At 69.3% G+C, this 23,967-nt stretch carries 22 protein-coding genes; 12 read left to right on the top strand and 10 right to left on the bottom strand.

Annotated elements, in window-relative coordinates; translation table 11 throughout:
- Positions 1 to 65: 65 nt before the first annotated feature.
- The 7 genes from G4D77_RS17320 to G4D77_RS17290 form a co-directional block, all read right to left on the bottom strand.
- A complete protein-coding gene (locus G4D77_RS17320; protein WP_213757699.1) occupies positions 66 to 1,133 on the bottom strand; it encodes a Bug family tripartite tricarboxylate transporter substrate binding protein in 1,068 nt (355 codons plus the stop codon).
- A gap of 187 nt (positions 1,134 to 1,320) precedes the next feature.
- A complete protein-coding gene (locus tag G4D77_RS17315) occupies positions 1,321 to 2,193 on the bottom strand; it encodes an HpcH/HpaI aldolase/citrate lyase family protein (RefSeq protein ID WP_012202141.1) in 873 nt (290 codons plus the stop codon).
- A 23-nt stretch (positions 2,194 to 2,216) separates the two neighbouring features.
- Positions 2,217 to 3,224 (bottom strand): tripartite tricarboxylate transporter substrate binding protein BugD, encoded by a 1,008-nt coding sequence (locus G4D77_RS17310; RefSeq protein WP_154833075.1) that lies wholly within the window; start codon positions 3,222 to 3,224, stop codon positions 2,217 to 2,219.
- Positions 3,225 to 3,327: 103 nt separating this feature from the next.
- A complete protein-coding gene (locus G4D77_RS17305; protein ID WP_213757698.1) occupies positions 3,328 to 4,692 on the bottom strand; it encodes an MmgE/PrpD family protein in 1,365 nt (454 codons plus the stop codon).
- A gap of 39 nt (positions 4,693 to 4,731) precedes the next feature.
- Positions 4,732 to 5,934: a CaiB/BaiF CoA transferase family protein gene (locus G4D77_RS17300; protein WP_016450241.1), complete on the bottom strand. Its 1,203-nt coding sequence runs from the start codon at positions 5,932 to 5,934 to the stop codon at positions 4,732 to 4,734.
- Positions 5,935 to 5,945: 11 nt separating this feature from the next.
- Positions 5,946 to 7,112 (bottom strand): acyl-CoA dehydrogenase family protein, encoded by a 1,167-nt coding sequence (locus tag G4D77_RS17295; RefSeq protein ID WP_012202137.1) that lies wholly within the window; start codon positions 7,110 to 7,112, stop codon positions 5,946 to 5,948.
- A gap of 30 nt (positions 7,113 to 7,142) precedes the next feature.
- Positions 7,143 to 8,048: an HTD2 family dehydratase gene (locus G4D77_RS17290; RefSeq protein ID WP_154833073.1), complete on the bottom strand. Its 906-nt coding sequence runs from the start codon at positions 8,046 to 8,048 to the stop codon at positions 7,143 to 7,145.
- Positions 8,049 to 8,255: 207 nt separating this feature from the next.
- Here G4D77_RS17290 and G4D77_RS17285 point away from each other — a divergent pair, with 207 nt between their 5' ends.
- The 6 genes from G4D77_RS17285 to G4D77_RS17260 all read left to right on the top strand — a co-directional run bounded on the left by G4D77_RS17285 (position 8,256) and on the right by G4D77_RS17260 (position 13,861).
- Complete coding sequence (locus G4D77_RS17285; protein WP_017406887.1) at positions 8,256 to 9,173, top strand: SDR family NAD(P)-dependent oxidoreductase; 918 nt, start codon at positions 8,256 to 8,258, stop codon at positions 9,171 to 9,173.
- A gap of 169 nt (positions 9,174 to 9,342) precedes the next feature.
- Positions 9,343 to 10,236, top strand: coding sequence for a MaoC family dehydratase (locus tag G4D77_RS17280; protein ID WP_154833071.1), 894 nt, complete (start codon positions 9,343 to 9,345; stop codon positions 10,234 to 10,236).
- 51 nt (positions 10,237 to 10,287) lie between these two features.
- A complete protein-coding gene (locus G4D77_RS17275) occupies positions 10,288 to 11,085 on the top strand; it encodes an enoyl-CoA hydratase/isomerase family protein (protein WP_016450246.1) in 798 nt (265 codons plus the stop codon).
- The gene (locus tag G4D77_RS17270; protein ID WP_017406635.1) at positions 11,082 to 12,383 is read left to right on the top strand and encodes an acetyl-CoA hydrolase/transferase family protein; all 1,302 of its coding nucleotides are present in this window, start codon (positions 11,082 to 11,084) and stop codon (positions 12,381 to 12,383) included. Before G4D77_RS17275 ends, G4D77_RS17270 begins: the two co-directional genes overlap by 4 nt.
- A gap of 43 nt (positions 12,384 to 12,426) precedes the next feature.
- The gene (locus G4D77_RS17265; RefSeq protein WP_013800084.1) at positions 12,427 to 13,635 is read left to right on the top strand and encodes an acetyl-CoA C-acetyltransferase; all 1,209 of its coding nucleotides are present in this window, start codon (positions 12,427 to 12,429) and stop codon (positions 13,633 to 13,635) included.
- Between the two features lie 10 nt (positions 13,636 to 13,645).
- A complete protein-coding gene (locus tag G4D77_RS17260) occupies positions 13,646 to 13,861 on the top strand; it encodes a hypothetical protein (protein ID WP_047474923.1) in 216 nt (71 codons plus the stop codon).
- 11 nt (positions 13,862 to 13,872) lie between these two features.
- Here the strand turns inward: G4D77_RS17260 and G4D77_RS17255 are convergent, their stop codons facing one another.
- The 3 genes from G4D77_RS17255 to G4D77_RS17245 form a co-directional block, all read right to left on the bottom strand.
- Positions 13,873 to 14,880 (bottom strand): Bug family tripartite tricarboxylate transporter substrate binding protein, encoded by a 1,008-nt coding sequence (locus tag G4D77_RS17255; protein WP_017406636.1) that lies wholly within the window; start codon positions 14,878 to 14,880, stop codon positions 13,873 to 13,875.
- A complete protein-coding gene (locus tag G4D77_RS17250; protein WP_154836303.1) occupies positions 14,877 to 15,896 on the bottom strand; it encodes an NADPH:quinone oxidoreductase family protein in 1,020 nt (339 codons plus the stop codon). The genes G4D77_RS17255 and G4D77_RS17250 overlap by 4 nt, the downstream gene beginning before the upstream one ends.
- A gap of 80 nt (positions 15,897 to 15,976) precedes the next feature.
- Complete coding sequence (locus tag G4D77_RS17245; protein WP_026062706.1) at positions 15,977 to 17,200, bottom strand: CaiB/BaiF CoA transferase family protein; 1,224 nt, start codon at positions 17,198 to 17,200, stop codon at positions 15,977 to 15,979.
- Positions 17,201 to 17,299: 99 nt separating this feature from the next.
- Between G4D77_RS17245 and G4D77_RS17240 the strand changes: the two genes are divergently transcribed.
- The 6 genes from G4D77_RS17240 (at position 17,300) to G4D77_RS17215 (ending at position 23,920) form a co-directional block, all read left to right on the top strand.
- On the top strand, positions 17,300 to 18,319 hold the full coding sequence (locus G4D77_RS17240) for a LysR family transcriptional regulator (protein WP_017406639.1): 1,020 nt from the start codon (positions 17,300 to 17,302) through the stop codon (positions 18,317 to 18,319).
- Between the two features lie 156 nt (positions 18,320 to 18,475).
- Positions 18,476 to 19,474, top strand: a complete 999-nt coding sequence (locus tag G4D77_RS17235; protein ID WP_133072637.1) for a Bug family tripartite tricarboxylate transporter substrate binding protein — start codon at positions 18,476 to 18,478, stop codon at positions 19,472 to 19,474.
- 14 nt (positions 19,475 to 19,488) lie between these two features.
- Positions 19,489 to 20,997, top strand: coding sequence for a class I adenylate-forming enzyme family protein (locus G4D77_RS17230; RefSeq protein ID WP_154833069.1), 1,509 nt, complete (start codon positions 19,489 to 19,491; stop codon positions 20,995 to 20,997).
- Between the two features lie 338 nt (positions 20,998 to 21,335).
- Entirely contained in the window at positions 21,336 to 22,307 is a 972-nt protein-coding gene (locus G4D77_RS17225) for a tripartite tricarboxylate transporter substrate binding protein (protein ID WP_016450255.1), read from the top strand.
- The gene (locus G4D77_RS17220) at positions 22,285 to 22,545 is read left to right on the top strand and encodes a hypothetical protein (protein ID WP_016450256.1); all 261 of its coding nucleotides are present in this window, start codon (positions 22,285 to 22,287) and stop codon (positions 22,543 to 22,545) included. The genes G4D77_RS17225 and G4D77_RS17220 overlap by 23 nt, the downstream gene beginning before the upstream one ends.
- Positions 22,529 to 23,920, top strand: a complete 1,392-nt coding sequence (locus G4D77_RS17215) for an amidase (RefSeq protein WP_016450257.1) — start codon at positions 22,529 to 22,531, stop codon at positions 23,918 to 23,920. The genes G4D77_RS17220 and G4D77_RS17215 overlap by 17 nt, the downstream gene beginning before the upstream one ends.
- Positions 23,921 to 23,967: the final 47 nt, after the last annotated feature.

Here is a 23,967-nt window from a genome sequence, read left to right as displayed (position 1 = left end):
GAGGAGGGGCGATTACAGCACAGGGCATGAGTGCAGCCTTGGGCAACCAGGGCCGCTGTGCGCCATCAACCGGGTTGCACCCCCGCCGACTGCAGCAGCCGCCCCCAGACCGGAGCCTCCTGCGCCCAGGCCTTGCCGAAGCGCTGAGGGCTGTCGTCATCGACAGGGACGAAACCGGCCGCGATGATGCGGGCCGTGCCTTCGCGGCTGGCCACGGCGCGGTTGGAGATCTCGCCCCATTGCCGCGTGAGGTCGGCCGGCAGGCCCCTGGGGCCGGCGATGGCCAGCCAGCCGGACAGTTCCATGGCCTCGTGGCGGTAGCCGGCCTCGGCAAAGGTGGGCACCTCGGGCAGCAGGGGCACGCGGCGCGTGCCGGTGACGGCCAGGGCGCGCAGCTTGCCTGCATCGATGTGGGGCTTGAGCGTGAGCAGGCTGCCCATGCCGATGGGGATGCGCCCGCCCAGCATGTCCTGCACCATCAGCGCCTCGCCCCGGTAGGCCGCATGCGCCATGCCGGCACCGGCCATGTCGCTGAGCACGGCGCAGGCCAGGTGGCCGTGCGAGCCTATGCCGTAGGAGCCATAAGAGAGCTTGCCCGCGTTGGCCTGGGCCCAGGCCATGAATTCGCGCAGGTTGGTGGCGGGCACGTCGGCCGTGACCACCAGGGCGATGGGCGCCATGCACACGCGCGACAGGGGCGTGAGGTCGGTCAGCGGGTCGTAGGCGGTCTTCTTGTAGAGGTATTTGTTGGTGAGCATGGTGGAGGTGGTGCCCAGCAACAGGGTGAGCCCGTCGGGCGCGGAGCGGACCACCATTTCGCCGCCGATCAGTCCGGCCGCACCGGGCTTGTTGTCCACCACCACGGTCTGGCCCAGCTGCTGGGCCATGCGCTCGCCCAGGATGCGCGCAATCACGTCGGTGGCGCCGCCCGCCGCAAAGGGCACGACGATGCGCACGGGCCGTGTGGCAAAGCCGGCCTGCGCCAGCACGCTGGCGGGCCCCGCCGCCACGGCGCCGGCCGCCAGGGCCAGCGCCTGGCGCCGATTCAATCGGTTGTTCAGTCGGTCATTCAGACGATCATTCAATTGGCCGTTGAATCCGCTGTTCGATGCCGTCCCCGAGATCACTGCCATCACACGCTCCTTTGCCTGGGTGCCCCCATGGGTGGAGACACCGGATCAAGAAACCGCCGTCTCGAAATCAATCGAGTTGGCCAAGCGTATTCGAGGCAGATGGATTCACCATCAGGGAAATCATTGGACTGCCTGCACCAGAATCAGAAAACTCTGAGTGCAAAACGGCCTTTCAGTCTCATTTTCATCAAGATCGTGCTGCAGATCTCTGTTGCGCCCAGGCATGGCGCAGCAGCACCTGTTCGGCCTGCTTGAGCACGGGCGCATCGACCATGCGGCCGTCCAGCACGCAGACGCCGCCTCCGGCCTCGGCCAGGGCCTGACGCAGGCGCTGCGCGTGGGCCACGGCCGCTGCATCGGGGTCGAAGACGGCGTGCAGGGGCTGGACCTGGGCCGGGTGGATGCACAGCTTGCCGCCAAAGCCCATGCGCCGCGCGCGTGCCGCGTCCTGGGCCAGCCGCTCGGGGTTGCGCGTGTCCACCGTCACGCCGTCCACGGCCGCGCCAATGCCGGCGCGGCGCGAGGCCAGGACCAGGGCCATGCGCATGGGCAGCAGCTCTTCCTCGCCCTGCTCGCAGGCCATGCCCGCATCGACCTGGAAGTCCAGGTGGCCGAAGGCCAGGCGCACCACCTGGGGCGCGGCAGCCAGGGCGTCGGCCGCATCCAGGCCGGCCACGCTTTCGATGAGGGGCAGCACGGCCGCCCGTGCGCCCGCAGCCTGGGCCACCGCATGCAGGGTCTGGGCGCGCTCGGCCTTGGAGACCATGGCGCCGGCCACGCCCTGCTCCACCAGCTGCGCCAGCGCGCGCAGGTCATCCGCATGCCAGGGCGTGCCTTCGGCGTTGATGCGCACCAGCAGGCGGGCACGGGCCGGGCCTTCCAGCGCACCCACGGCCTGGGCCAGCGCCTGGCGGGCGCCGTCCTTGTCGGCCGGGGCCACGGCGTCCTCCCAGTCGGCGATGACCATGTCGGCGCCGCTGTCCAGGGCCTTGCCCAGGCGCTCGGGCCGCGTGGCGGGGACGAAGAGAAAGGAAGTGGCCTGTCGCGCCAGATCGTGCATGCGGATGTCCTTGGGAGAGCGGTTTATTCGGCCGAGACGCCTGCGGCCTTGATGACCTTGTCCCAGCGCGCCACCTCGGCCTGCAGGTGGGTGCGCAGGCCTTCCGGCGTGGCCTTGTCGGGCGTGACCAGGTCGGAGCTGAGTTCGGCGATGCGCTTTTTGACGTTCTCGTCCTTGATGGCCACGTTCAGCGCCTTGTTGATGGCCATGACCACCTCCTTGGGCGTGCCCTTGGGCGCGTACATGCCGTGCCAGACCTTGACGTCGAAGCCCTTGAGGCCCTGCTCGTCCAGCGTGGGGATGTCGGGCAGCGAGGACAGGCGCTTGGGCGTGGTCACGCCGAAGACCTTGGCGCGCTGGCCGTCCTTGATCACGGGCACGGTCTGCGTGGTCTGGTCGCACAGCAGGTCCACCTGGCCGCCCATGAGGTCGTTCATGGCCGGGCCTGCGCCCTTGTAGGGCACGGTGGTGAGCTTGACGCCCGCCTGGTGCATGAACAGCATGCCGCACAGCTGGGAGACGGCGCCGATGCCGGCATTGGCCAGCGAGACCTTGTCCTGGTTCTTCTTCACGTAGTCCAGCAGCTCGGCGAAGTTGTTGGCCGGGAAGTCCTTGCGCGACAGCAGGGTCATGGGCACGTCCAGCACCTGGCCGATGTACTCGAAGTCCTTGAGCGGGTCATAGGGCAGCTTCTTGTACAGCGCAGGCGCCGTGGCCATGCCCATGTGGTGGATGAGGATGGTGTAGCCGTCTGCCTTGGCCTTGGCCACGCGGTTGGGCGCAATGGTGCCGCCCGCTCCCACGGTGTTCTCGACCAGCACGCTCTGGCCCAGCACCTGGCCCATGGGCACGGCCAGCAGGCGCGCCACCACATCGGTGGGGCCGCCAGCGCTGTAGGGCACGACGAGGACGACGGGCTTGTCGGGCCAGGCCGCGGCCAGGGCGCCGGTGGTCGTCCCGCCGGCGGCAAGGGCGCAGGCGGCGGCCGCTGCGTAAACGAGGCGGCGGCGGAAAGAAGTGGTGCGTTGCATGGTTTGTCTCCTGTGCACTTGGGTGGAAGCGGGAGGCGCTCTGTGGTGGCGCCTTTCCCATGGATTCGCCGGCCGGGGCCGGCGCGAAAACTCAGTCAAGAACTCAGTCAAGCAGGCGCTGCACGCGCGGCCAGTGCGCGATCTGCCACAGCCGCGCTACGGCGGCCTGGGCGGGGTCGTCCTGCAGGGCACCGCCATAGGCGATCAGTCGCAGCGCCTTGGCCGTGATCTCCTCGCGCGACAGCGTGTTGCCCGGATCGCCCTTGGGCTCTTCCACGCGGCCGTGCAGCGTGCGGCCATCGGTGGTGAGCACGGTGACCTTGCCGATCCAGCGCTGCGGGTAGGCGGCATCGACCTCAGGGTCCAGCACCATGCCCACCTTCTCGCGCAGGGCCACCGTGGTGGCGGCCAGGTATTCGTTGTCGAACTCGTCCAGGCCCGCATGGCCGTGGCGCGCGGCCAGCGCCAGCACCGTGCCCATGGAGAACTTGCTCTGGTGCACCGTGCCGGGATCGACCACGGGGCCCAGAACGTCGATGGCGCCCTGGTGCACGTGGCAGGTAACCTGCGCCAGGTCGGCGGGGGCCAGGCCGTGGTCCTGCATGACCTGCAGCAGCGCGTCGGCGGCCGGGTGCGTGTGGCGGCAGGAGGCATGCCATTTGAACGAGGTCTCGGCCGTGGCCCAGCGCGTGCCGATGCCGTCCGTGAGGCGCGTGGGATCGGCGTCCGTGGACATGCCTGCCGCCAGGCCCTGCGGCCCGGTGAAGATGTCCTGCGCACCGGTGAATCCGTCCCGGGCCAGGTAGGCCGACATCAGGCCCGCAGCGGCCGCATGCGCCGTGTGCAGCTGCTTGCTGTCGGCGCCCGTGCGCAGGAACTCCCACAGCCCTGCCGACTGCGTGCCGGCCGAGCCGAAGGCATGCTGCATCTGCGCAGGCGTGAGGTCCAGCAGCCGGCCCACTGCGGCCGCGGCAGCCAGGGTGCCGGCCGTGGCCGTGGTGTGGAAGATGCGGTAGTGGCTGCGGCCCAGGAACTCGCCCACGCGGATGCCGACCTCATAGCCGGCCACGCAGGCGGCCATGAGTTCGGCGCCGCTGGCGCCGATGCTCTGCGCCACCGCCAGCGCGGGCGGGAAGACCACGGCCGCGGGGTGGAAGACCGAGCCGTTGTGCACATCGTCCTGCTCGGCCACATGCGAGGCCGCGGCATTGGCCAGGGCCGCCATCATGGGCGAGGTGGTGTCGGCACTGCCCAGGATCTCGCTAGGTCCCTGCGCCGGTCCCTGGGACAGCGCAAAGCGCGTGATGCTCTGCACGGGGCGCGCGCCCTGGCCTGCGAGCACGGAGCCGAACCAGTCCACCCAGAGGTCTTCGGCGCGCTGCTGAACGGCGGCGGGAACGTCGTCCCAGCGCAGCGAGGCAGCGAACTGGGCCAGCGGATGGATGCTCACTTGCGGATCATGTTTCATGAGGGGGTCTCCGGCGCATTCTGCGCATGCGCCCAGGTTTCAGGGAGTGGGTTTTCCAGACTGCGGGCACAAAGCCTGGATGCGCTCTGCGCTCCAGCCCAGCTCGGCCAGGATGGCGGCGCTGTGCTCGCCCACGGCGGGCACGGCCTCCATGCGGTAGTCGAAGGCGCTGTTGGCGCCGGGCGGCAGCAGCGCCTGCACCGGACCGGCCGGCGTGTCCACGCTGCACCAGCGCTGGCGCGCGGCCAGTTGGGGATGGGCCCACAGGCCGGCCATGTCGTTGACGCGCGCGTTGGCAATGCCGGCCGCATCCAGCCGCTGCACCACCTGTGCGGCATCGAGCGCGTTGAACACGCCCAGGATCAGCGCGCGCAGCTCCTCGCGGTTGGCGTTGCGGCGCGCATTGCTGTCGAAGCGCGCATCCGTGGCCAGCGCGGGCTGCAGCAGCACCTGTTCGCAAAAGAGCTTCCACTCGCGTTCGTTTTGCAGGCCCAGCATCACCGTCCCGCCGTCACCGGCCTCGAACGGCCCGTAGGGATAGATGCTGGCGTGCGAGGCGCCGGTGCGTGGCGGCGGCGGCGCGCCGTCGAAGGCGTAGTACATGGGGTAACCCATCCACTCGCCCAGCGCCTCCAGCATGGACACGTCGATGTGGCTGCCCTCGCCCGTGCGCCCGCGCAGCAGCAGGGCCGACAGGATGTTGGTGTACGCATACATGCCGGCCGCGATGTCGGCCACCGAGATGCCGGCCTTGGACGGCACCTCGGGCGTGCCCGTGACCGAGAGAAAGCCCGCCTCGCTCTGGATCAGCAGGTCGTAGGCCTTCTTGTCGCGGTAGGGGCCGTCTGCGCCGTAGCCGCTGATGTCGCAGACGATGAGGCGCGGAAAGCGCTCTCGCAGCGCCGCATAGGACAGGCCCATGCGCGCGGCCGCGCCGGGCGCCAGGTTCTGCACCAGCACGTCGGCACCCTCCAGCAGCTGCAACAGCGCCTGCATGGCCTCGTCCTGCTTGAGATCCAGCGCCAGGCTCTGCTTGCTGCGGTTGATCCAGGTGAAGTGCGAGGACTGGCCCTGCACGCGCTGGTCATAGCCGCGCGCAAAGTCGCCGCTGCCGGGCCGCTCGACCTTGATCACGCGCGCGCCCAGGTCGGCCAGCTGGCGCGTGCAAAACGGTGCGGCCACCGCATGTTCCAGCGAGACGACGGTGGTGCCGTCCAGGGGCCTCAGGCGTTGCTGTGTCATGCGCAGTGCCTTCAGAAAGAACGCGGGAGACCGAGGATGTGCTCGGCCACGTAGGAATAGATCAGGTTCGTGGAGATCGGCGCCACCTGGTACAGGCGCGTCTCGCGGAACTTGCGCTCCACGTCGTATTCGCAGGCAAAGCCGAAGCCGCCGTGGAACTGGATGCAGGCATTGGCCGCCTCCCAGCTGGCCTTGGCCGCCAGGTACTTGGCCATGTTGGCCTGGGCGCCCATGGCCTGGTTGGCGTCGAACATCTCGCAGGCCTTCCAGCGCATGAGGTTGGCGGCCTCGACCTCGATGAAGGCATCGGCAATGGGGAACTGCACGCCCTGGTTCTGGCCGATGGGGCGGCCGAACACGTTGCGGTCGCGCACGTAGTTGGTCACGCGGTCCAGGAACCAGTAGCCGTCGCCAATGCATTCGGCCGCAATCAGCGTGCGCTCGGCGTTGAGGCCGTCCAGGATGTACTTGAAGCCCTTGCCTTCCTCGCCGATCAGGTTCTCCTCGGGGATTTCCAGGTTCTCGAAGAACAGCTCGTTGGTCTCGTGGTTGACCATGTTGGGGATGGGGCGCACGGTCAGGCCGCTCTTTTGCGCCTCGGCCAGGTCCACCATGAAGATGGACATGCCCTCGCTCTTTTTCTTCACCTCGGCCAGCGGCGTGGTGCGCGCCAGCAGGATCATCCAGTCGCTGTGCTGCACGCGGCTGATCCAGACCTTCTGGCCGTTGACCACGTAGCGGCCATCCTTCTTGACGGCGCTGGTCTTGATCTTGGTGGTGTCCGTGCCCGTGGTGGGCTCGGTCACGCCCATGGACTGCAGGCGCCATTCGCCCGAGGCGATGCGCGGCAGGTATTTCTCCTTTTGCGCCTGCGAGCCGTGGCGCAGCAGCGTGCCCATGTTGTACATCTGGCCATGGCAGGCGCCGGAGTTGCCGCCGCAGCGGTTGATCTCTTCCATGATCACGCTGGCCTCGGTCAGGCCCAGGCCCGAGCCGCCGTACTCCTGCGGGATCAGCGCGGCCAGCCAGCCGGCCTTGGTCAGCGCGTCCACGAAGGTCTCGGGATAGGCGCGCTGCTCGTCGATCTTGCGGAAATACTCGTCAGGGAACTCGGCGCACAGCGCACGGATGGCGTCGCGGATTTCGGGGAAATTGTTGGAAAGCGTGTGTTCGATCATGGTGGTCTCAAGGCTCGGTGTTCAGGGGTCTCAGGCCAGGGTGGCTTTTCCGGTCATGGTCAGCCAGCCTTCGTGGTCTTGCGCCCAGAGTTCGACGGTCTTGCCGTCCGCAGAAGGCTTGCCGTGCACGCTGAAGGCATGCAGGTCGAAGGTGGGGCGCACGGCCTTGAACTCGAAGGACAGCACGCGCGCCTGGGGCAGCTCGCGGCGCAGCAGGTCCAGCAGCAGGGTGGCGATCAGCGGGCCGTGCACGATCAGGCCCGGATAGCCCTCCACGCCCGTGACGTAGCGGCGGTCGTAGTGGATGCGGTGGCCGTTGAAGGTCAGGGCCGAGTAGCGGAACAGCAGCACGTCGTCGGGAACGATGGTGCGCGACCAGGCTTGCTGGCCGTCCAGCGGCGGCTTCTGCGGCGTGGGCGCGGGATCGCCGGGCTGGGCAGCGGCGCGGTAGACGATGTCGTGCTCCTCGGTCAGCGCCAGGCCCTGGTCGTTGCTGTAGGCATGCTCGACCAGCACGAACAGCAGCTCGCCCGAGCGGCCGCTCTTGTGGCTGACCGAGCCGATGGTGGAGCGGCGCTGCACCTTCTGGCCCACCTTCAGCGCGTTGCCTGCCTCCCAGCGCAGTCGCCCGCCGGCCCACATGCGGCGCGGCAGCGGCACGGGCGGCAGAAATCCGCCACGGCGCGGGTGGCCGTCGGGGCCCAGCTCGCTTTGGCGTGCATGGGGCAGGAAGTACATCCAGTGCCACAGCGGCGGCAGCGCCGTGCCGTCGGCGGGCTCAGGGTCTTCCCGGTCCAGCGTGGCCGACAGCGCGGCCACGGGCGCGGCCGTGATGCTGTCTGCCAGGGTTTCGCTGCGGCCCTGCCAGGACTGAAGATGCGCCAGCGCGGCGGCGTCGAGGGTGTCGGTAGCTTGCTTGTCTGTCATGGCCGCCATGGTCGGTGCAAGCGCGGCGGCCCGCAATCCGCGTTTTCTTAAGCAAGCCTTTGGCCGCGCTGAAGGCTGGGCCGGCGCGGCCTGCCCGCCCCTGCTTTCATTCCCGCGAAGTCCGCCCTTGTGATTGGCGAATGGCGCGGTGCGGCGTTTGCCGGCATCCTTGGTCCCGACTTCTTTCCAACGAACACTGAACGGGGACAACAGGCCATGGCGCAGAAAATGATGCAGGACAAGGTAGTGGTGGTGACGGGTGCCGGCGGCGGCATCGGGCGCGACATGGCGCTGGCCATGGCGGCCGAGGGCGCCAAGGTGGTGGTCAACGACATCGGCACCTCCACCACGGGCGAGGGCACGGACGCCGGCCCGGCGCAAAAGGTGGTCGATGAGATCAAGGCCGCAGGCGGCCAGGCCGTGGCCAACACCGACAGCGTGGCCGAGGCCGCCAGCGCGGCCCGCATCGTGCAGTGCGCCGTGGACAGCTTCGGCCGCATCGACGGCGTGGTCAACAACGCCGGCATCCTGCGCGACCGGTTCTTCCACAAGATGAGCCTGGACGAGTGGGACGCCGTCATCAAGGTCCACCTGTACGGCAGCTACTACATGAGCCGCGCGGCCGCCAACCATTTCAAGGAGCAGGAAAGCGGCGCCTTCGTGCACATGACCTCGACCTCGGGCCTGATCGGCAACCTGGGCCAGGCCAACTACAGCGCGGCCAAGCTGGGGCTGACGGCCCTGTCCAAGTCCATTGCGCTGGACATGCAGAAGTTCAACGTGCGCTCCAACTGCATCGCGCCGTTCGCCTGGAGCCGCATGATCGGCTCCATCCCCACCGACACGCCCGAGCAGCAGGCGCGCGTGGCCAAGATCCAGCAGATGACGCCCAACAAGATCGCCCCGCTGGCCGTCTACCTGCTGTCCGACGCGGCCCGCGACGTGAACGCCCAGGTCTTCGCCGTGCGCAACAACGAGATCTTCGTCATGAGCCAGCCGCGCCCGCTGCGCTCGGTGCACCGCAGCGAGGGCTGGTCGCCCCAGTTCATTGCCGAGCACGGCATGCCGGCGCTCAAGGCATCGTTCGTGCCGCTGGACCGGTCCGCCGACGTGTTCAGCTGGGATCCTGTTTGAACGACACCCCCTGAGGCGCTACGCGCCTTCCCCCTCTCTACTCGCTTCGCGAGGGAGGGGGACGACACCCTCGGTGCGGGGCTGCCCTTCCTCGGTGTCCCTGAGTCGGGCCGCGCCAATTGCGAGGGTTGAAGCGCGCCAGCGCAATCAAACACTGAGAGGAACCGTGATGGCCATCAGCTATCAGCACCTGAAACAGCGCCCCTTCGAGCCCGTGCGCCAGCACTATGGCGAACGCGACACCATGCTCTATGCGTTGAGCCTGGGCCTGGGCAGCGATCCGCTGTGCGCCGACGCCCTGCCCTTTTTCTACGAAGGGGCGCCCGGGGGGCTGCGCGCCCTGCCCTCGCAGGCCGTGGTGCTGGGCTACCCGGGCTTCTGGGCGCGCGAGGCCGATACGGGCATCGACTGGGTGAAGCTGCTGCATGGCGAGCAGCGCATGCGGCTGCACCGTCCGCTGCCGGCCAGCGCCGACGTGGTGGGCCACAACCGCATCACGCACCTGACGGACAAGGGCGAAGGCAAGGGCGCCATCATGGTCACCGAGCGGCGCCTGGAGACCGCCGGCGGCGAGCTGCTGGCCACCGTGCAGCAGGTCAGCTTTCTGCGCGGCGATGGCGGCTACAGCCTGCTGGACGGCGGCCAGCCCAGCGACGCGCCCCTGGCGCCGCTGCGCCCCACGCCGGAGGACCGCGCGCCCGACTTCACCGACACCCAGGCCATACGCCCCGAGGCCGCGCTGCTGTACCGCCTGATGGGCGACTACAACCCGCTGCATGCCGACCCGGCCGTGGCGCGCAAGGCCGGCTTCGAGCGGCCCATCCTGCATGGCCTGGCCAGCTACGGCCTGGTGGCCCATGCCGTGCTGCGCCAATGCGGCGACCGCAATCCCGCGCGCCTGAAGGCGCTGGATGTGCGCTTCACCGCGCCCGTCTATCCCGGGGAGACCCTGGTCACCGAGATCTGGCGCACGCCCGACCAGCCCTGCCAGCTGCAGTTGCGCGCCCGCGTGCTGGAGCGCGACAAGATCGTGCTCAGCCACGGCTACGCCGAACTCGCCTGATGCACGGCGGCCTCGCAAGAGGCCGCTCCTTCCCCCTGCCCTGGAGTTCCCATGAACACCTCCCCCGTATTGACCTCCGTCCAGGACGGCATAGGCACGATCACGCTGAACCGGCCCGAGGCCCGCAACGCGCTCAACCAGGCCATGCGCCCGGCCCTGGCCGCCGCCGTGGCGCAGATGCGCGATGACGCGCAGGTGCACACCGTCATCCTCACGGGCGCGGGCGGCGCCTTCTGCTCGGGCGGCGATATCAGCCAGATGATGGATGCCAGCCAGGCCGGCCTGCCCTGGCGCCAGCGCATGCGCAGCCTGCACCAGTGGTTCCCCGAGCTGGTCAACCTCGAAAAGCCCGTGATCGCCGCCGTGGACGGCCCGGCCTTCGGCGCGGGCCTGAGCCTGGCGCTGGCCGCCGACTTCGTGCTGTGCACGCGGCGCGCGAAATTCTGCGCCGTGTTCGGCCGCATCGGCCTGGTGCCCGACCTGGGCGCCATGCACATGCTGCCGCGCATCGTGGGCCTGCAAAAGGCCAAGGAGCTGGTCTTCACCGCGCGCACCGTGCAGGCCGAGGAAGCCAGGTCGCTGGGCATGGTCTACGAGATCGTGGAAGACGGCGAGGCCCTGCAGGCCGCCGCCCTGGCGCTGGCGCGGCGCTTCGGGGAGGCATCCACAGCCGCCATCGGCATGGCCAAGACGGCCATGAACCAGGCCTTCGAGCTGGACGCACGCGCCATGGCCGAGCTGGAAGCCTATGCCCAGACGATGTGCCGTGGCTCCGACTACCACCAGGAGGCGGTGCAGCGCTTCAAGGACAAGCAGCCCACGCGCTTCGACTGGGACCGCGCGCCATGAGCGTGCTGTCGCCGGACGCCCTGCAAGAAAGGCTGCAGGCCCTGATCCGCCCCGGCGACACCCTGTGGTGGGGCCAGGCCACGGCCGAGCCGCTGACGCTCACGCGCGCCGTGGTCGCGCAGCGCCATGCACTGGCCCGGCACGGTGGCCAGGGCCGGCTGCGCGTCTTCGTGGGCATGGGCGCATCGGACACGCTGCAGCCGGCGCATGCCGACGCCATCGACTTCTTCGGCTACGCGGCCGGCGGCCCCCACCGCGCGCTGGCCCAGGCCGGCGTGCTGGACATCCTGCCCAGCCACTACTCCCACCTGCCCGGCCTGATCGACGAGGGTCTGCTGCCTGCCGACGTGGTGCTGCTCCAGGTCTCGCCACCCGATGCACAAGGCCGCTACAGCCTGGGCCTGGTCCATGAGTACCTGCCGGCCGCCATACGCAAGGCGCGCGTGCTGATCGGCGAGGTCAACCCCGCCATTCCGTGGACGCACGGCAGCCTGCACCTGCAGGCCGGCGACTTCGCCCTGCTGGTCGATGCCGAACACCCTCCGCCGGACCAGGCGCGCAGCGCACCCGGCCCTGCCGAGCAGGCCATTGCAGGCCATGTGGCCGCCCTCATCGAAGACGGCGCCACGCTGCAGGTGGGCGTGGGCAACCTGCCCGAGGCCGTGCTCGCCGCCCTGCACGGCCACCGCGACCTGGGCCTGCACAGCGGCGCCGTGGGCGACGGCATTGCAGCCCTGGCCGAAGCCGGCGTGCTGACCCACGCGCGCAAGAGCCAGGACCGCGGCGTGGGCATCGGCGGCATCCTCATGGGAGGCGAATCGCTCAGGCGCTGGGCCCACCGCAACCCCGCCCTGCAACTGCGCGAGACGCGCTACACGCACGACCCCGAGGTGCTGGCCGCCAGCCACAGGCTGGCCGCCATCAATTCGGCGGTGGAGGTGGACCTCACGGGCCAGATCAACTCCGAGGTGGCGGGCGGCGTCTACGTGGGCGCCGTGGGTGGCGCCGTGGACTTTCTGCGCGGCGCGGCACGCAGCCGCGGCGGCCTGCCCATCATCGCCCTGCCCGCCACGGCCAGGGGGGCCACGCGCATCGTCGCGCGGCTGTCCGGCCCCGTCAGCACGCCGCGCAGCGACGCCGGCCTCATCGTCACCGAACACGGCGTGGCCGACCTGCGCGGCCAGACGCTGTCGCGCCGCGTGAAACGGCTGATCGACATCGCGGCACCGGAGCACCGCGCCGACCTGGAACAACAGGCACATACCCTGCTGCGCCAATGCGGCGCAGCCTTTTCCTGATCCACTGATCCCCTGATCCACTGATTCCCAAGGAGACAACACCATGCGCAGAGCCGCCATCGTCACCCCCCTTCGCACGCCCGTGGGCACCTTCGGCGGCAGCCTGCGGCCGGTATCGGTCGAGGAGCTGGCCGCCACCACGGTGCGCGCCGTGGTCGAGAAAAGCGGCATCGACCCCGCACGCATCGACGACGTGGTCTTCGCCCAGTCCTACGCCAGCAGCGAGACGCCCTGCGTGGGCCGCTGGGCCGCGCTGCAGGCCGGCCTGCCGGTGACGGTGCCGGGCATGCAGCTGGACCGGCGCTGCGGCGGCGGCCTGCAGGCCGTGGCCACGGCGGCCATGATGGTGCAAAGCGGCGCCGCCGACGTGGTGATCGCGGGCGGTGTGGAGAGCATGAGCAACATCGAGTACTACAGCACCGACATGCGCTGGGGCGCGCGCTCGGGCAATGTGCGCTTCTACGACCGGCTGGACCGCGGCCGCGAGCGCTCCCAGCCCGTGGAGCGCTTCGGCAAGATCTCGGGAATGATCGAGACCGCCGAGAACCTGGCGCGCGACTACGGCATCAGCCGCGAGGCAGCCGACGCCTATGCCGTGCGCAGCCACCAGCGCGCCGCCGCCGCCTGGGAGGCGGGCCGCTTCGCCGACGAGATCGTCCCCGTCAAGGTACCCCAGCGCAAGGGCGACCCCGTGCTGTTCACGCGCGACGAAGGCTTTCGCGCCGACGCCACCACCGACAGCATGGGCAAGCTGCGCGTGCTCATGCCCAATGGAACGGTCACGGCCGGCAACGCCAGCCAGCAAAACGACGCCAGCGCCGCCTGCCTGATCGTGGCCGAGGACAGGCTGGCCGAACTGGGCCTCACCCCCATGGCCACCCTGGTGGGCTGGGCCGCCGCAGGCTGCGAGCCCTCGCACATGGGCATAGGCCCCGTGCCCGCCGTCAAGAAGCTGCTGGCGCGCCTGAACCTCACGCTGGACCAGATGGACCTGGTCGAACTCAACGAAGCCTTTGCCTGCCAGGTGCTGTCCGTGCTCAAGGGCTGGGAGTGGAACGACCAGGGCGCCATAGACCACAAGCTCAACGTCAACGGCTCCGGCATCTCCCTGGGCCACCCCATAGGCGCCACCGGCGTGCGCATCCTGGCCACCCTGCTGCACGAGCTGGAGCGCCGCAAGGGCCGCTATGGGCTGGAGACCATGTGCATAGGCGGCGGCCAGGGGATTGCGGCGGTGTTCGAGCGGGTGTGAGGAACCCGTCATGTCGACACGTCCAGTGAATCTGAGCCAGCAACAACATCGAATCGTTGAAGCTCAGACCCAAGCGACCAAGCTGGAAACGCTACGGCAAGCGGCTATGCGGGGGTGGGCGGATGTCGCCTCGGGTCACTACATTGACGTGCCGGATGAAGACTTTGACCTCTTTATCGCGGATCTGGGAAGGCAGGCAGCCAGCCGAATCAAGGCTGGTGCCTGACGGCGGCCTCCTCAATCCGCCCGCGCCCCCGACGCCTTCACGATCTCTTCCCACTTGCGGGCCTCGGCCTGGATGTAGCGCGCGAACTCGGCGGGCGTGGAGCCCACGGGCTCGGCGCCCAGGCGGCGGTATTGCGCGGCGATCTGGGGTTCGGCAAGCACGCGGCGGGACTCGGTCCACAGTTTCTGCACCACGTCCTGGGGCGTGTTCTTCGGCGCCCACAGTCCGTACCAGGTGCTGGTGCGAAAGCCCGGCATGCCGGCCTCTTCCATGGTGGGCACATCGGGCAGGGAGGGCGAGCGACTGGCCGAGGTGACGGCCAGCGCACGCAGCCGGCCCGAGGCGATGAAGGGCATGGCCGAGGGCATGGAGTCGAACATGAGCTGGATCTGTCCGCCCATCAGGTCGGTCAGGGCCGGCGAGCTGCCCTTGTAGGGCACATGCTGCATCTGCGCGCCGGTCTTCAAGCGGAACAGCTCGCCCGACAGGTGCTGGGACGAGGCATTGCCGGCAGAGCCGAAGTTCACCTGCCCGGGATGGGCCTTGGCCCAGGCGATCAGCTCCTGCACATTGCGCACCGGAAGCTGGCTGCCCACGACCAGCACCAGCGGCACATCGACCAGCTGCGTGACCGGCTCGAAATCGCGGAAGGCGTCATAGGGCGCGCTGGCATAGACGTAGGGGTTGATGACGTGGATGGAGGCGTTGACCAGCAGCGTGTAGCCATCGGCCGGCGCCTTGGCCACCAGGGCCGCGCCGACCATGCCGCTGGCGCCGGCCTTGTTGTCCACGACCAGCGGCTGGCCCAGCGCCTCGCCCAGCCGCGTGGTGACCACGCGCCCGACCACGTCGGTAGGCCCGCCCGGTGGATAGGGCACGACGACGCGGATGGGCGCCTTGGGATAGCCCTGGGCCCCGGTGGATGGCTGCGCGCCTGCCGTTCTCCATGCGGCCAGCGCCGCAGCGGCGCCCAGCAGGGTGCGGCGGGAAAGCGCGGAGCCTGTGCGTTGCGTTGTCATACCTTGTCTCCTTGAATGGCGAGTGCGAGCTTGCCGGTCACGTTGCGGCCGTGCAGCGCGTGCAGCGCCTCCGGCAGTTCATGCATGGCGAAGACCTGGCTGACCTGGGGATGGATGCATCCCCGGGCAGCCCAGTCGAGCAGCGTGGCAATGACGGGCTGCAGCTGCGCCGCGAAGGCCTGGCGCTCATCGGCCGGCGTCCAGCCGATGTAGCGGCCGTAGAAGAAGCCGTGCAGCGTGAGGTTCTTGACCAGGGCCAGGTTCATGGGCACGGCGGGAATGGCGCCGCTGGCGAAGCCCACGCTCAGCAGCTGCGCGTTCTGCGCGGCCGCGCGCAGTGCCTGCAGCAAGAGATCGCCCCCCACGGGGTCGAAGACCAGGGAGGCGCCCCGGCCCTGCGTGGCCTGCTTGACCTGGGCGGCCAGGTCCTGCGGGGTGGCTGCCTGGTGCGCGCCGCGGCGCAGCGCATCGGCGCGCTTGGCCTCGGTGCTGGCGCAGGCGATGACCTGCACGCCGGGCGTCTGCCGGGCCACTTCCACCGCCGCGGCGCCCACGCCAGAGCCGGCGCCCAGCACCAGCACCACATCGCCTTCCTGCAGGCGCGCGCGCCAGTGCAGGGCCGTGTAGGCCGTGCCGTAGGACAGGGCAATGGGCAGGGCCTGCAGCCAGGGCATGCCCGCAGGCAGGCGGTAGACGGTGGATGCATGCACCACCGTCTCCTGCGCAAAGGCACCCCAGTCGGCAATGAAGGCCACGGCATCGCCGGGCTGCAGGTGCTGCACCGCGCTGCCGCATTCCAGCACGCGCCCCACGCCTTCGGTGCCGGGCACGAAGGGCAGCGGCGGGCGCCGCTGGTAGCGGCCCTCGATCAGCAGGCCCGTGGCGTGGCTGACGTTGGCGTAGGCCACGGCAATCCGCGCCTGGTGCGCGCCCAGGGGCTGGCCGGGCCGATCCATGGACTGCAGGCTGACCACCTCGTGCGGCGCGCCGAATTGATGGCAGACCAGGGCCTGCATTGAGGTGTCCGGGCAGGTGTCCGGGGAGGTGTCCGGGGAGGTGTCCGGAGAGGCAGGTGTGAACGTGGATGTGGAAGCGCTCATGCCATGACCTCCTGCGCGCACTGGTGCACTACGCCGCTGGCCATCCATTGCTCCATCTCCTGCGGCGTGCAGCCGGCCTCGGCCAGGATCTGGCGCGTGTGCTCGCCCGTGCGCGGCGCGGCGCCAAGGGATGCACCGCAGGCTGCTGCGTCTGCCGGCCAGGGTGATGCCGCATACAGCAGCGGCCCGAACCCGGGCTGCGCCAGCGTGGCGAACGATGCGCGGTGCACGGCCTGGGGATGCGCCACCACATCGGCCAGCGTGCGCACGCCCGCATGCAGGGCGCCCTGCGCCGCCAGGCGCTGCTCCCAGTGGGCGCGCGGCTGCTGCGCCAGCAAGGCCTGCAGCCCGGCATGCAGGACATGGCGGTGGGCCATGCGGCCCGCATTGGAGGCAAAGCGCGCGTCCTGCAGCCAGTGCGGCAGGTCCAGCGCTCGGCACAGCCGCTCGAACTGGTCGTTGTTCAGGGCCAGCACGGTGATGAAGCCATCGGCCGTGGCGAACACGCCGTTGGGGGCGCTCACGCCTTCGGCGGGCAGGCCGCCGCGCAGCGTGTCTTCGGCCAGCACCGTGGATTGCAGGGCGCAGCAGACCTCGAACAGGTTCAGCTCCACATGGCGCCCGCGCCCGCTGCGCGCCTTGCCCAGCAGGGCCGCCGTGCAGGCCTGTGCGGCGTAGACACCGGCCGCGATGTCGGCCAGCAGCAGGCCCACGCGCTGGGGCTGGCCCTGCGCGTCGCGGTTGCTGGTCATCAAGCCCGTGTCGGCCTGCATGACGGAGTCGGTGGCGGGCCGGTCGGCATACGGCCCCGTGGGTCCGTAGCCGCTGATGGAGACGTACACCGGGTCCAGGCCGGCCGCGCGCAGGCTGTCGTAGTCCACGCCCATGCGCTGCACGACCTGGGGGCGGAAGTTCTGCACCACGATGTCGGCCTCGCGCGCCAGCCGCAGCAGCAGCGCGCGCCCCTGGGCCTGGCGCGCATCGACGGCAATGCTGCGCTTGCCCGCGTTGTAGGTGGCAGACAGGCTGCTGTGCCCATCGCGCGAGATGCCCACGTGGCGCGCCCAGTCGCCTTCGGGCGGATCGACCTTGATCACCTCGGCGCCCTGGCGCGACAGCAGGTGGGTGCAGTAGGGGCCGGCCACGCCCTGGCTCAGATCGAGCACACGGTAGTGCGCCAGGGGCGCCAGCGGCGCGGTTTGCAAAGCTTCTTGGTTCACGGTCAGCGGCCTTTCGCCATGGTTTCCTCCATGCTAGGGAGGCAGGGCTGGCGCCACAATCCTCGCCAGCAGGCCAGGCCTGGTGACTCCCGATCAACAATGGCCGGCCCCGGCCCTGCAAAGAATGCCGAGATGGACCTGAACCTGTGCCGCGTCTTCATCGACATCGCCGAGGCCAAGAGCCTCACGCGGGCGGCCGAGCGCGGCGGCATGACGCGCTCCAACGTCTCGCGCCGGCTGCGTGCGCTGGAGACCGAGATGGGCACGCAGCTGCTGCGCCGCACCACGCGCAATGTGGAGCTCACCCAGGCCGGCCAGCTGCTGTACCGGCGCTGCCTGGCCATGATGGAGGAGCTGCAGCGCGCCCGCGATGCCATCCACCAGCTGCGCTCCACCGTGAGCGGCGAGGTGGGCGTGCGCGTGCCCACCGGCTTCGGGCATTTCTATCTCAAGCCGCTGATCCTGGGCTTTTGCCGCGAGCATCCCGACATCCGCCTGCGCCTGCTGATCAACGACCAGATGGCCGACCTCGTGGCCTCCAAGGTCGATCTGGCGGTGCAGATCACCTCCGCGCCGCTGGACGATCTGGTGGCCACGCGGCTGTGCGATGTGCGCTGGAACTTCGTGGCCACGCCCGCCTGCCTGCAGGCGCTGGAGCAGTCGCTGGGCCGGCCCCTGCGCGCGCCTGCCGACCTGCTGCAGGCCCGCCTCATCCTGCCGCTGGCCATGGGCGGCAGGCTGGCCTGGCTGGCCGGCAGCGGCGACGATGGCGTGGCCGCTGCCCTCGATGTGCTGCCCTCGCTGCAATCGGGCGACTACCGCCTGCTGTACGACGCCGTGCTGGACGGCCTGGGCCTGGCCCTGCTCCCGGACTACGTGACCTCGGCCGCGCTGGCCGGCGGCACGCTGGTGGCCGTGCTGGACCAGGTGGTGTTCTCCGGCCTGGGCAATGCCATGTACCTGGTGCGCATGCCCGACCGCCAGCCCACCATGGCCGCGCGCGCCTTCCAGCAGTTCCTGCGCGAGGCCATCGTCACCGCCGCACCCAGCTGGCAGGCGGGGGCTGAAGAGGGTGGTGAAGAAGGCGGCGGAGGGGGCTGCACGCACCGCTCTTCCTAGGATTGCCCTAACAGCCGGCAAACCCTGGCTTTGGCAAAAGCAGATTCCCAAGAAGCGCCCGCCTGCGCACCATTGCCTGCATGTCCGGCGCAGACCGGGCGCGCCGCCGTGCAGGCCACGGCAGCGCTTCATTCATCTTTTGCAGGAGACATGCACATGCCCGCCCAACACCGCCGCAAGGCCCTGGCCACCCTGGCCCATGCCCCGCTTCTGGCGTCCCTGGTGACCGCCCTGGCCACCCTCCCCGCCGCCGCGCAGGACGCGCAGCCCGTGCGCCTCATCGTGGGCTACTCGGCCGGTGGCCCCGTGGACCAGGGCGCCCGCCTGCTCAGCGTGGCGCTGACCAAGGAGCTGGGCGCCTCGGTGGTGGTGGAGAACAAGCCCGGCGCCAACGCCACCATGGCCGGCAGCGAGGTCGTGCGCGCCAGGCCCGACGGGCTGACGCTGTGGTTCGCGGCCAGCCCCACCATCACCATCAGCCCCAACGTGATGAGCAAGATGTCCTTCGACCCGGCCCGTGATCTCACGCCCGTGGCGCCCGTGCTCAGCTACTACAACGTGCTGGTGGTCAACAACAACGAGCCCTACAAGACCACGGCCGAGCTCGTGGCCTATGCCAAGGCCCATCCGCAAAAGCTCAACTACGGCTCGGCCGGCGTGGGCGGCTCCAACCACCTGGGCGCGCTGCTGTTCGCGCGGCGCAGCGGCATCGAGATGAACCACATCCCCTACAAGGGCAACGCACCGGCCATGACCGACGTGATCGGCGGCCAGCTGAGCATGATGCTGGACATCATCAGCACCGCCAGCAGCTACATCCAGGGCGGCAAGGTGCGGGCCATCGCCGTCACCTCGCCGCAGCGCAATGCGTCCCTGCCCGATGTGCCCACCTTTGCCGAGTCCGGCATCGAAGGCCTCAAGGGCTTTGACGTGGGCGGCTGGTATGGCGTCTATGGGCCCAAGGGCATGTCGCCCGAACTCGTGGCCCGCCTGAACAAGTCCATCAACGCCGCCCTGGCCCAGCCGGAGCTGCGCAAGCGCCTCAAGGAACTGGGCTACGAAGAGTGGACCGGCGCACCCCAGAAACTGGCCGAGCGCGGTGCCAAGGAGCGCGCCATGTGGGCCACCGTCACGCAAGGCATTGTGGTGGACTGAGGGATACGCGGAGCATGAGTCAACGAATACACCATCTGCTGGACCGCTGGCTGGCCGAAGCGCCGCAGCGTCCCTTCATCCACCTGCCCGACGGCAGCAGCCTGAGCTTTGCCGACCTGGGCGCGCTGGCGGACACGGCCGAGGCCGAGCTGCGCGCGCTGCAGGTGCGGCCCGGCGACCGCGTGCTGGTCGTGGCCGAGAACTGCCCCGAGCATGCGGCGCTGATCCTGGCCTGCAGCCGCGTGGGCGCCTGGTCCTGCGGCGTGAACGCACGCATGGCGCCCGGCGAGATCGATGCCTTTGCGGCCAAGGCCGATGCGCGCGTGGTGTATTTCACCTCGGCCGCATCGGACAGCGCCAGCGGCCACGCGCGGCGCTTTGGCGCAGGCGACTCGGCCCTGGCCGGCATGCAGCACAGCCCCGTGCGCGCTGAGGCGGTGGCCGAATCCGGCGCGCTGCAGGACGAGGTGGCGGCGCTGATCTTCACCTCGGGCACCACGGGCACGCCCAAGGGCGTGATGGTGGGACATGACGCGCTGACGCTGTTCGCGCGCGTCTCGGCCACATCCCGCGGCCTGGGTCCGCAGGACCGCAGCTACGCCTTCGTGCCCATGACCCATATCTTCGGGCTGGGCACGGTGCTGCTGGCCTCGCTGCATGCGGGCGCGCAGATGGTGATGCGCCCGCAGTTCGACCCGGCCGACCTGCTGGATGCGCTGGCGCGCCACGGCATCTCGCAACTGCAGGGGCCGCCTGCGCTGTACGCGCGCCTGCTGGCCCATCTGCAGGAGCAGGGCATTGCACACCCTCAGGCGCCGGCGCTGCGCTATGTCTACACAGGCGCAGGCCCGCTGGACCTGACGCTAAAAAAGCGCGTGGAGGCCGCCTTCGGCCAGGCGCTGCACCATGGCTACGGCCTGTCGGAATACGCAGGGTCGGTCCACCTCACGCGACAGGGCGAGCAACGGCCCGACACCAGCGCCGGCTACGTGGTGGAAGGCGCCGAGGTGCGCGCCGTGGACCCGGCCACGGGCCGGCCCCTGCCGGTGGGCGAGCGCGGCGAGCTGTGGATACGCGGGCGCGGCCTGATGCACGGCTACTTCCGCGATGACCAGGCCACGGCCGCCGTGATGCGCGAGGGCGGCTGGTACGCCAGCGGCGACCTGGGCGAGCTGCATGCCGACGGCGCGCTCTTCGTGGTGGGGCGGCTCAAGGAAATGATCATCCGCTCGGGCTTCAACGTGTATCCGGCCGAGGTGGAACTGGCGCTCAACGAGCTGCCCGGCGTGCAGCGCAGCGCCGTGGTCGGCCGCCCCGAAAACGATGGCAACGAGGAGGTCATCGCCTTCGTCGAGCTGCAGCCCGGCGCCACGCTGGACAACGCTGCTGCGCGTGCCCACCTGCGAGAACGGCTGGCGCCCTACAAGCTGCCCGCCCGCATCGTGCCCCTGTCCGAGCTGCCCACCAGCCCCAACGGCAAGGTGCTCAAGCGCCTGCTGCAGGAGCAGGCGCTGCGCGTTTGAGCCAACACGCCCGCTGAATCGTTGCGCCGGTGCCACTGCCGGTGCAACCTTTCACCCTCCCTGCCCTGAATCCCGACGCGCGCCAAGGCCATCGCCGTCGGAAACCCTTATCTGCGGCATCGATGCAACACCCCTACGCCAAGCGTGGCGCAGGCCTTGCACCCCTTCTTTCATGATGTAAAACTATGGAACTTAATATCTCGATAGTTTAAAAAGATTCATTAACTGAACGCTTGCCAGGCCCGGGCTGCAGGCAGCCGCAGTGGTGCACATCCCATGTGCCTGCTCACGTCTGCAAAAAGACAAGCCCCATTTCCGCAAACATTTGAATCAAGCGAATGAAAAAAATCCTCAATCTGATTTTCGGAGGTATTTTCCTGATCGCTGCCAGCTTGGTTCATGCGGCCTGGCCAGACCGGCAGATCACGCTGGTTGTACCTTTCCCGGCAGGCGGTGGCACCGATATCGTGGGGCGCATCATCGCCAAGGAGCTTGCACAACGCCTGCGCGTCAACGTGGTGGTGGAAAACCGCCCTGGCGCCTCGGGCAACATCGGTGCGCGCCAGGTCTCCAAGGCCCGTCCCGATGGATATACGCTGCTGATCTGCTCCACGGCCCAGACCATCTCGGGCGCGCTGTACACGCAGGCCGGCTATGACGTGGTCAACGACCTCGAAGCCATCTCCACCATCAACGACGGTCCTCTGGTGCTCATCACACGCCCGGGCCTGAAGCTGGCGTCGGTGCAGGACCTGATCGAGCTGGCGCGGCGCAGCCCCGGCAAGCTGACCTATGCCACGCCGGGCTACGGCAGCGCGGGCCACATGGCGGCCGAGGCCCTGAGCCTGGCCGCCGACATACGCATGCTGCACATCCCCTACCAGGGCGCCGCGCCCATGATGAGCGACCTGGTGAGCGGCCAGGTCGATATCGCCTTCGACCTGCTGATCACGGCCAAGCAGTATGTGCACCAGGGCAAGGTCAATCGCGTGGGCGTGGCCACGCGCGAGCGCTCGCCCCTCATGCCCGACTGGCAGACGCTCAGCGAGCAAAGCCCGGCCCGGCTCGGCAATTTCAACGAGACCTCATGGAATGTGCTCATGGCACCCAAGGGCACGCCGGCCGCGATAGTGAACGCCATCAATGCACAGATGAAAAATATCCTGACCGACGAAAAGGTGCAGAAGAAATTCATGGAGCTTGGCAGCATTCCCCTTTGGAAATCCGTGGACAGCACCAAGGCATTCGTATCCGACGACGCCAGAAAATGGAGAAAGGTGGTCAGTGATGCCGGCATCGCGAAAATCTGAAATACCCCCTTCGCCGCAGAAACTGGCAGGGCCCGATGTCAATGCGCTGCACGAATTGCTCAATGCGCTGAAAAAGCACGGCATCGACATCCCCTTCGAGCGGCTGGGACCCATCCTGGCGGAGCACCAGTTGCTGATGGAGCACCGCGGCCTCGTCAACGAACTGGCGCATGAGGCGGGACCCTCGCAGATCCACACCACCATCTCCCGTCAGAGCAAGCATGAGCGGCAGTCCTGAACTTTCGATACGACAGATGGCCAGCGCGCTGCGCGCCGGCAAGACCACTTCGGAGATGCTGACTCGGGCGGCGCTGGGACGCATCCGCGCCATGGACATCGACATCCATGCCTTCACCAATCTCGATGCCAGCGGTGCCATGGAGGCTGCGCGCAACGCAGACATGGCGCGTGGAGAAAGCGCCGATCTGCCGCTGCTCCACGGCATTCCCGTGGCCATCAAGGACGTCTACGACGTGGCCGGCCTGCCGACCACCTGCCAGTCCTGGCTGAGCCTGGACTATGTGCCCGAAGACGATTCCACGCCGGTGCGGCGCCTGCGCGATGCGGGCGCCGTCATCCTGGGCAAGCTGGCCACGCATGAGTTCGCCATCGGCGCGCCCAGCCCCGACCTGCCGTTTCCCGCAGCCCGCAACCCCTGGGACCTGGCCCATATCCCGGGCGGATCGTCGTCGGGCTCGGGCGCCGCCATTGCGGCAGGCTTCACGCGGCTGGCCCTGGGCACCTGCACGGGCGGCTCCATCCTCATACCGGCCGCCTGGTGCGGTGCCGTGGGGCTGAAACCCACCTACGGCCGCGTCTCCAAGCACGGCGTGTTCCCCCTGGCCTGGACGCTGGACCACTGCGGCCCGCTGTCGCGCAGCGTGGAGGATGCGGCCATCGCGCTGCAGGTGCTGGCCGGGCACGACCCGCTGGACCCGGCCAGCTCCACCGAACCCGTGGACGACTACTGCACGGGGCTGGAGCAGGGCGTGAAGGGCCTGACCATCGGCGTGCCGCAGGACCACTTCCAGTCGTCGCCCCAGGCGTCGCCCACGTTCCTGTCGGCCTTCGACCGCACGGCCGCGCTGCTGGCCGAGGCCGGCGCCCGTCCCATCCACGTGAGCCTGCCCCACAGCCAGCAGTTCCTGGCGGCCGGCCGCGTCATCCTCAGTGCCGAGATGTTCACCATCCATGCGCAGGACCTGCGCTCGCGCCCGCTGGACTATGGCGAACTCACGGCGGCGCGGCTGCTGCTGGGCGCCACCGTGTCCTCGGAGGACTACCTGAACGCCCTGCGTGTGCGCCGCATGCTGGCGGCGCGCGTGGACGCTGCGCTGGACCGCTGCGACGTGCTGCTGACCGCCATCACCCTGGATACGGCGCCGCGCTTCGACCCCATGCCGCATTTCCGCCACTGGCCGGTGCAGACCCATGCCTTCAACGTGACCGGGCACCCGGCCGTCAGCGTGCCGGTGGGCCTGTCACCCCAGGGCCTGCCGCTGGCCGTGCAGGTGGTGGGACGCTACTTCGACGAGGCCCGCATCCTGCAGGTGGCCCGGGCCATCGAGCGGCTGACCGGCTGGGAAAACCAGCTGCTGCCCGACGGCACCTGACCGCCGTGCTTGGCTTGGACACAGCCGCAGCAGCAGCCCCGGTCCTC

Source organism: Delftia sp. WY8 (genome assembly GCF_018437695.1).
GTDB classification, from domain to species: domain Bacteria; phylum Pseudomonadota; class Gammaproteobacteria; order Burkholderiales; family Burkholderiaceae_C; genus Comamonas; species Comamonas tsuruhatensis.
Note: the sequence above shows the minus strand (reverse complement) of the source record. Positions and strands in the feature narration are given on the sequence as shown.

Coding starts and splice junctions, on each gene's coding strand:
- G4D77_RS17320 (WP_213757699.1), bottom strand. CDS start 1,133: ATGGCAGTGATCTCGGGGACGGCATCGAACAGCGGATTCAACGGCCAA.
- G4D77_RS17315 (WP_012202141.1), bottom strand. CDS start 2,193: ATGCACGATCTGGCGCGACAGGCCACTTCCTTTCTCTTCGTCCCCGCC.
- G4D77_RS17310 (WP_154833075.1), bottom strand. CDS start 3,224: ATGCAACGCACCACTTCTTTCCGCCGCCGCCTCGTTTACGCAGCGGCC.
- G4D77_RS17305 (WP_213757698.1), bottom strand. CDS start 4,692: ATGAAACATGATCCGCAAGTGAGCATCCATCCGCTGGCCCAGTTCGCT.
- G4D77_RS17300 (WP_016450241.1), bottom strand. CDS start 5,934: ATGACACAGCAACGCCTGAGGCCCCTGGACGGCACCACCGTCGTCTCG.
- G4D77_RS17295 (WP_012202137.1), bottom strand. CDS start 7,112: ATGATCGAACACACGCTTTCCAACAATTTCCCCGAAATCCGCGACGCC.
- G4D77_RS17290 (WP_154833073.1), bottom strand. CDS start 8,048: ATGGCGGCCATGACAGACAAGCAAGCTACCGACACCCTCGACGCCGCC.
- G4D77_RS17285 (WP_017406887.1), top strand. CDS start 8,256: ATGGCGCAGAAAATGATGCAGGACAAGGTAGTGGTGGTGACGGGTGCC.
- G4D77_RS17280 (WP_154833071.1), top strand. CDS start 9,343: ATGGCCATCAGCTATCAGCACCTGAAACAGCGCCCCTTCGAGCCCGTG.
- G4D77_RS17275 (WP_016450246.1), top strand. CDS start 10,288: ATGAACACCTCCCCCGTATTGACCTCCGTCCAGGACGGCATAGGCACG.
- G4D77_RS17270 (WP_017406635.1), top strand. CDS start 11,082: ATGAGCGTGCTGTCGCCGGACGCCCTGCAAGAAAGGCTGCAGGCCCTG.
- G4D77_RS17265 (WP_013800084.1), top strand. CDS start 12,427: ATGCGCAGAGCCGCCATCGTCACCCCCCTTCGCACGCCCGTGGGCACC.
- G4D77_RS17260 (WP_047474923.1), top strand. CDS start 13,646: ATGTCGACACGTCCAGTGAATCTGAGCCAGCAACAACATCGAATCGTT.
- G4D77_RS17255 (WP_017406636.1), bottom strand. CDS start 14,880: ATGACAACGCAACGCACAGGCTCCGCGCTTTCCCGCCGCACCCTGCTG.
- G4D77_RS17250 (WP_154836303.1), bottom strand. CDS start 15,896: ATGCAGGCCCTGGTCTGCCATCAATTCGGCGCGCCGCACGAGGTGGTC.
- G4D77_RS17240 (WP_017406639.1), top strand. CDS start 17,300: ATGGCCGGCCCCGGCCCTGCAAAGAATGCCGAGATGGACCTGAACCTG.
- G4D77_RS17235 (WP_133072637.1), top strand. CDS start 18,476: ATGCCCGCCCAACACCGCCGCAAGGCCCTGGCCACCCTGGCCCATGCC.
- G4D77_RS17230 (WP_154833069.1), top strand. CDS start 19,489: ATGAGTCAACGAATACACCATCTGCTGGACCGCTGGCTGGCCGAAGCG.
- G4D77_RS17225 (WP_016450255.1), top strand. CDS start 21,336: ATGAAAAAAATCCTCAATCTGATTTTCGGAGGTATTTTCCTGATCGCT.
- G4D77_RS17220 (WP_016450256.1), top strand. CDS start 22,285: ATGCCGGCATCGCGAAAATCTGAAATACCCCCTTCGCCGCAGAAACTG.
- G4D77_RS17215 (WP_016450257.1), top strand. CDS start 22,529: ATGAGCGGCAGTCCTGAACTTTCGATACGACAGATGGCCAGCGCGCTG.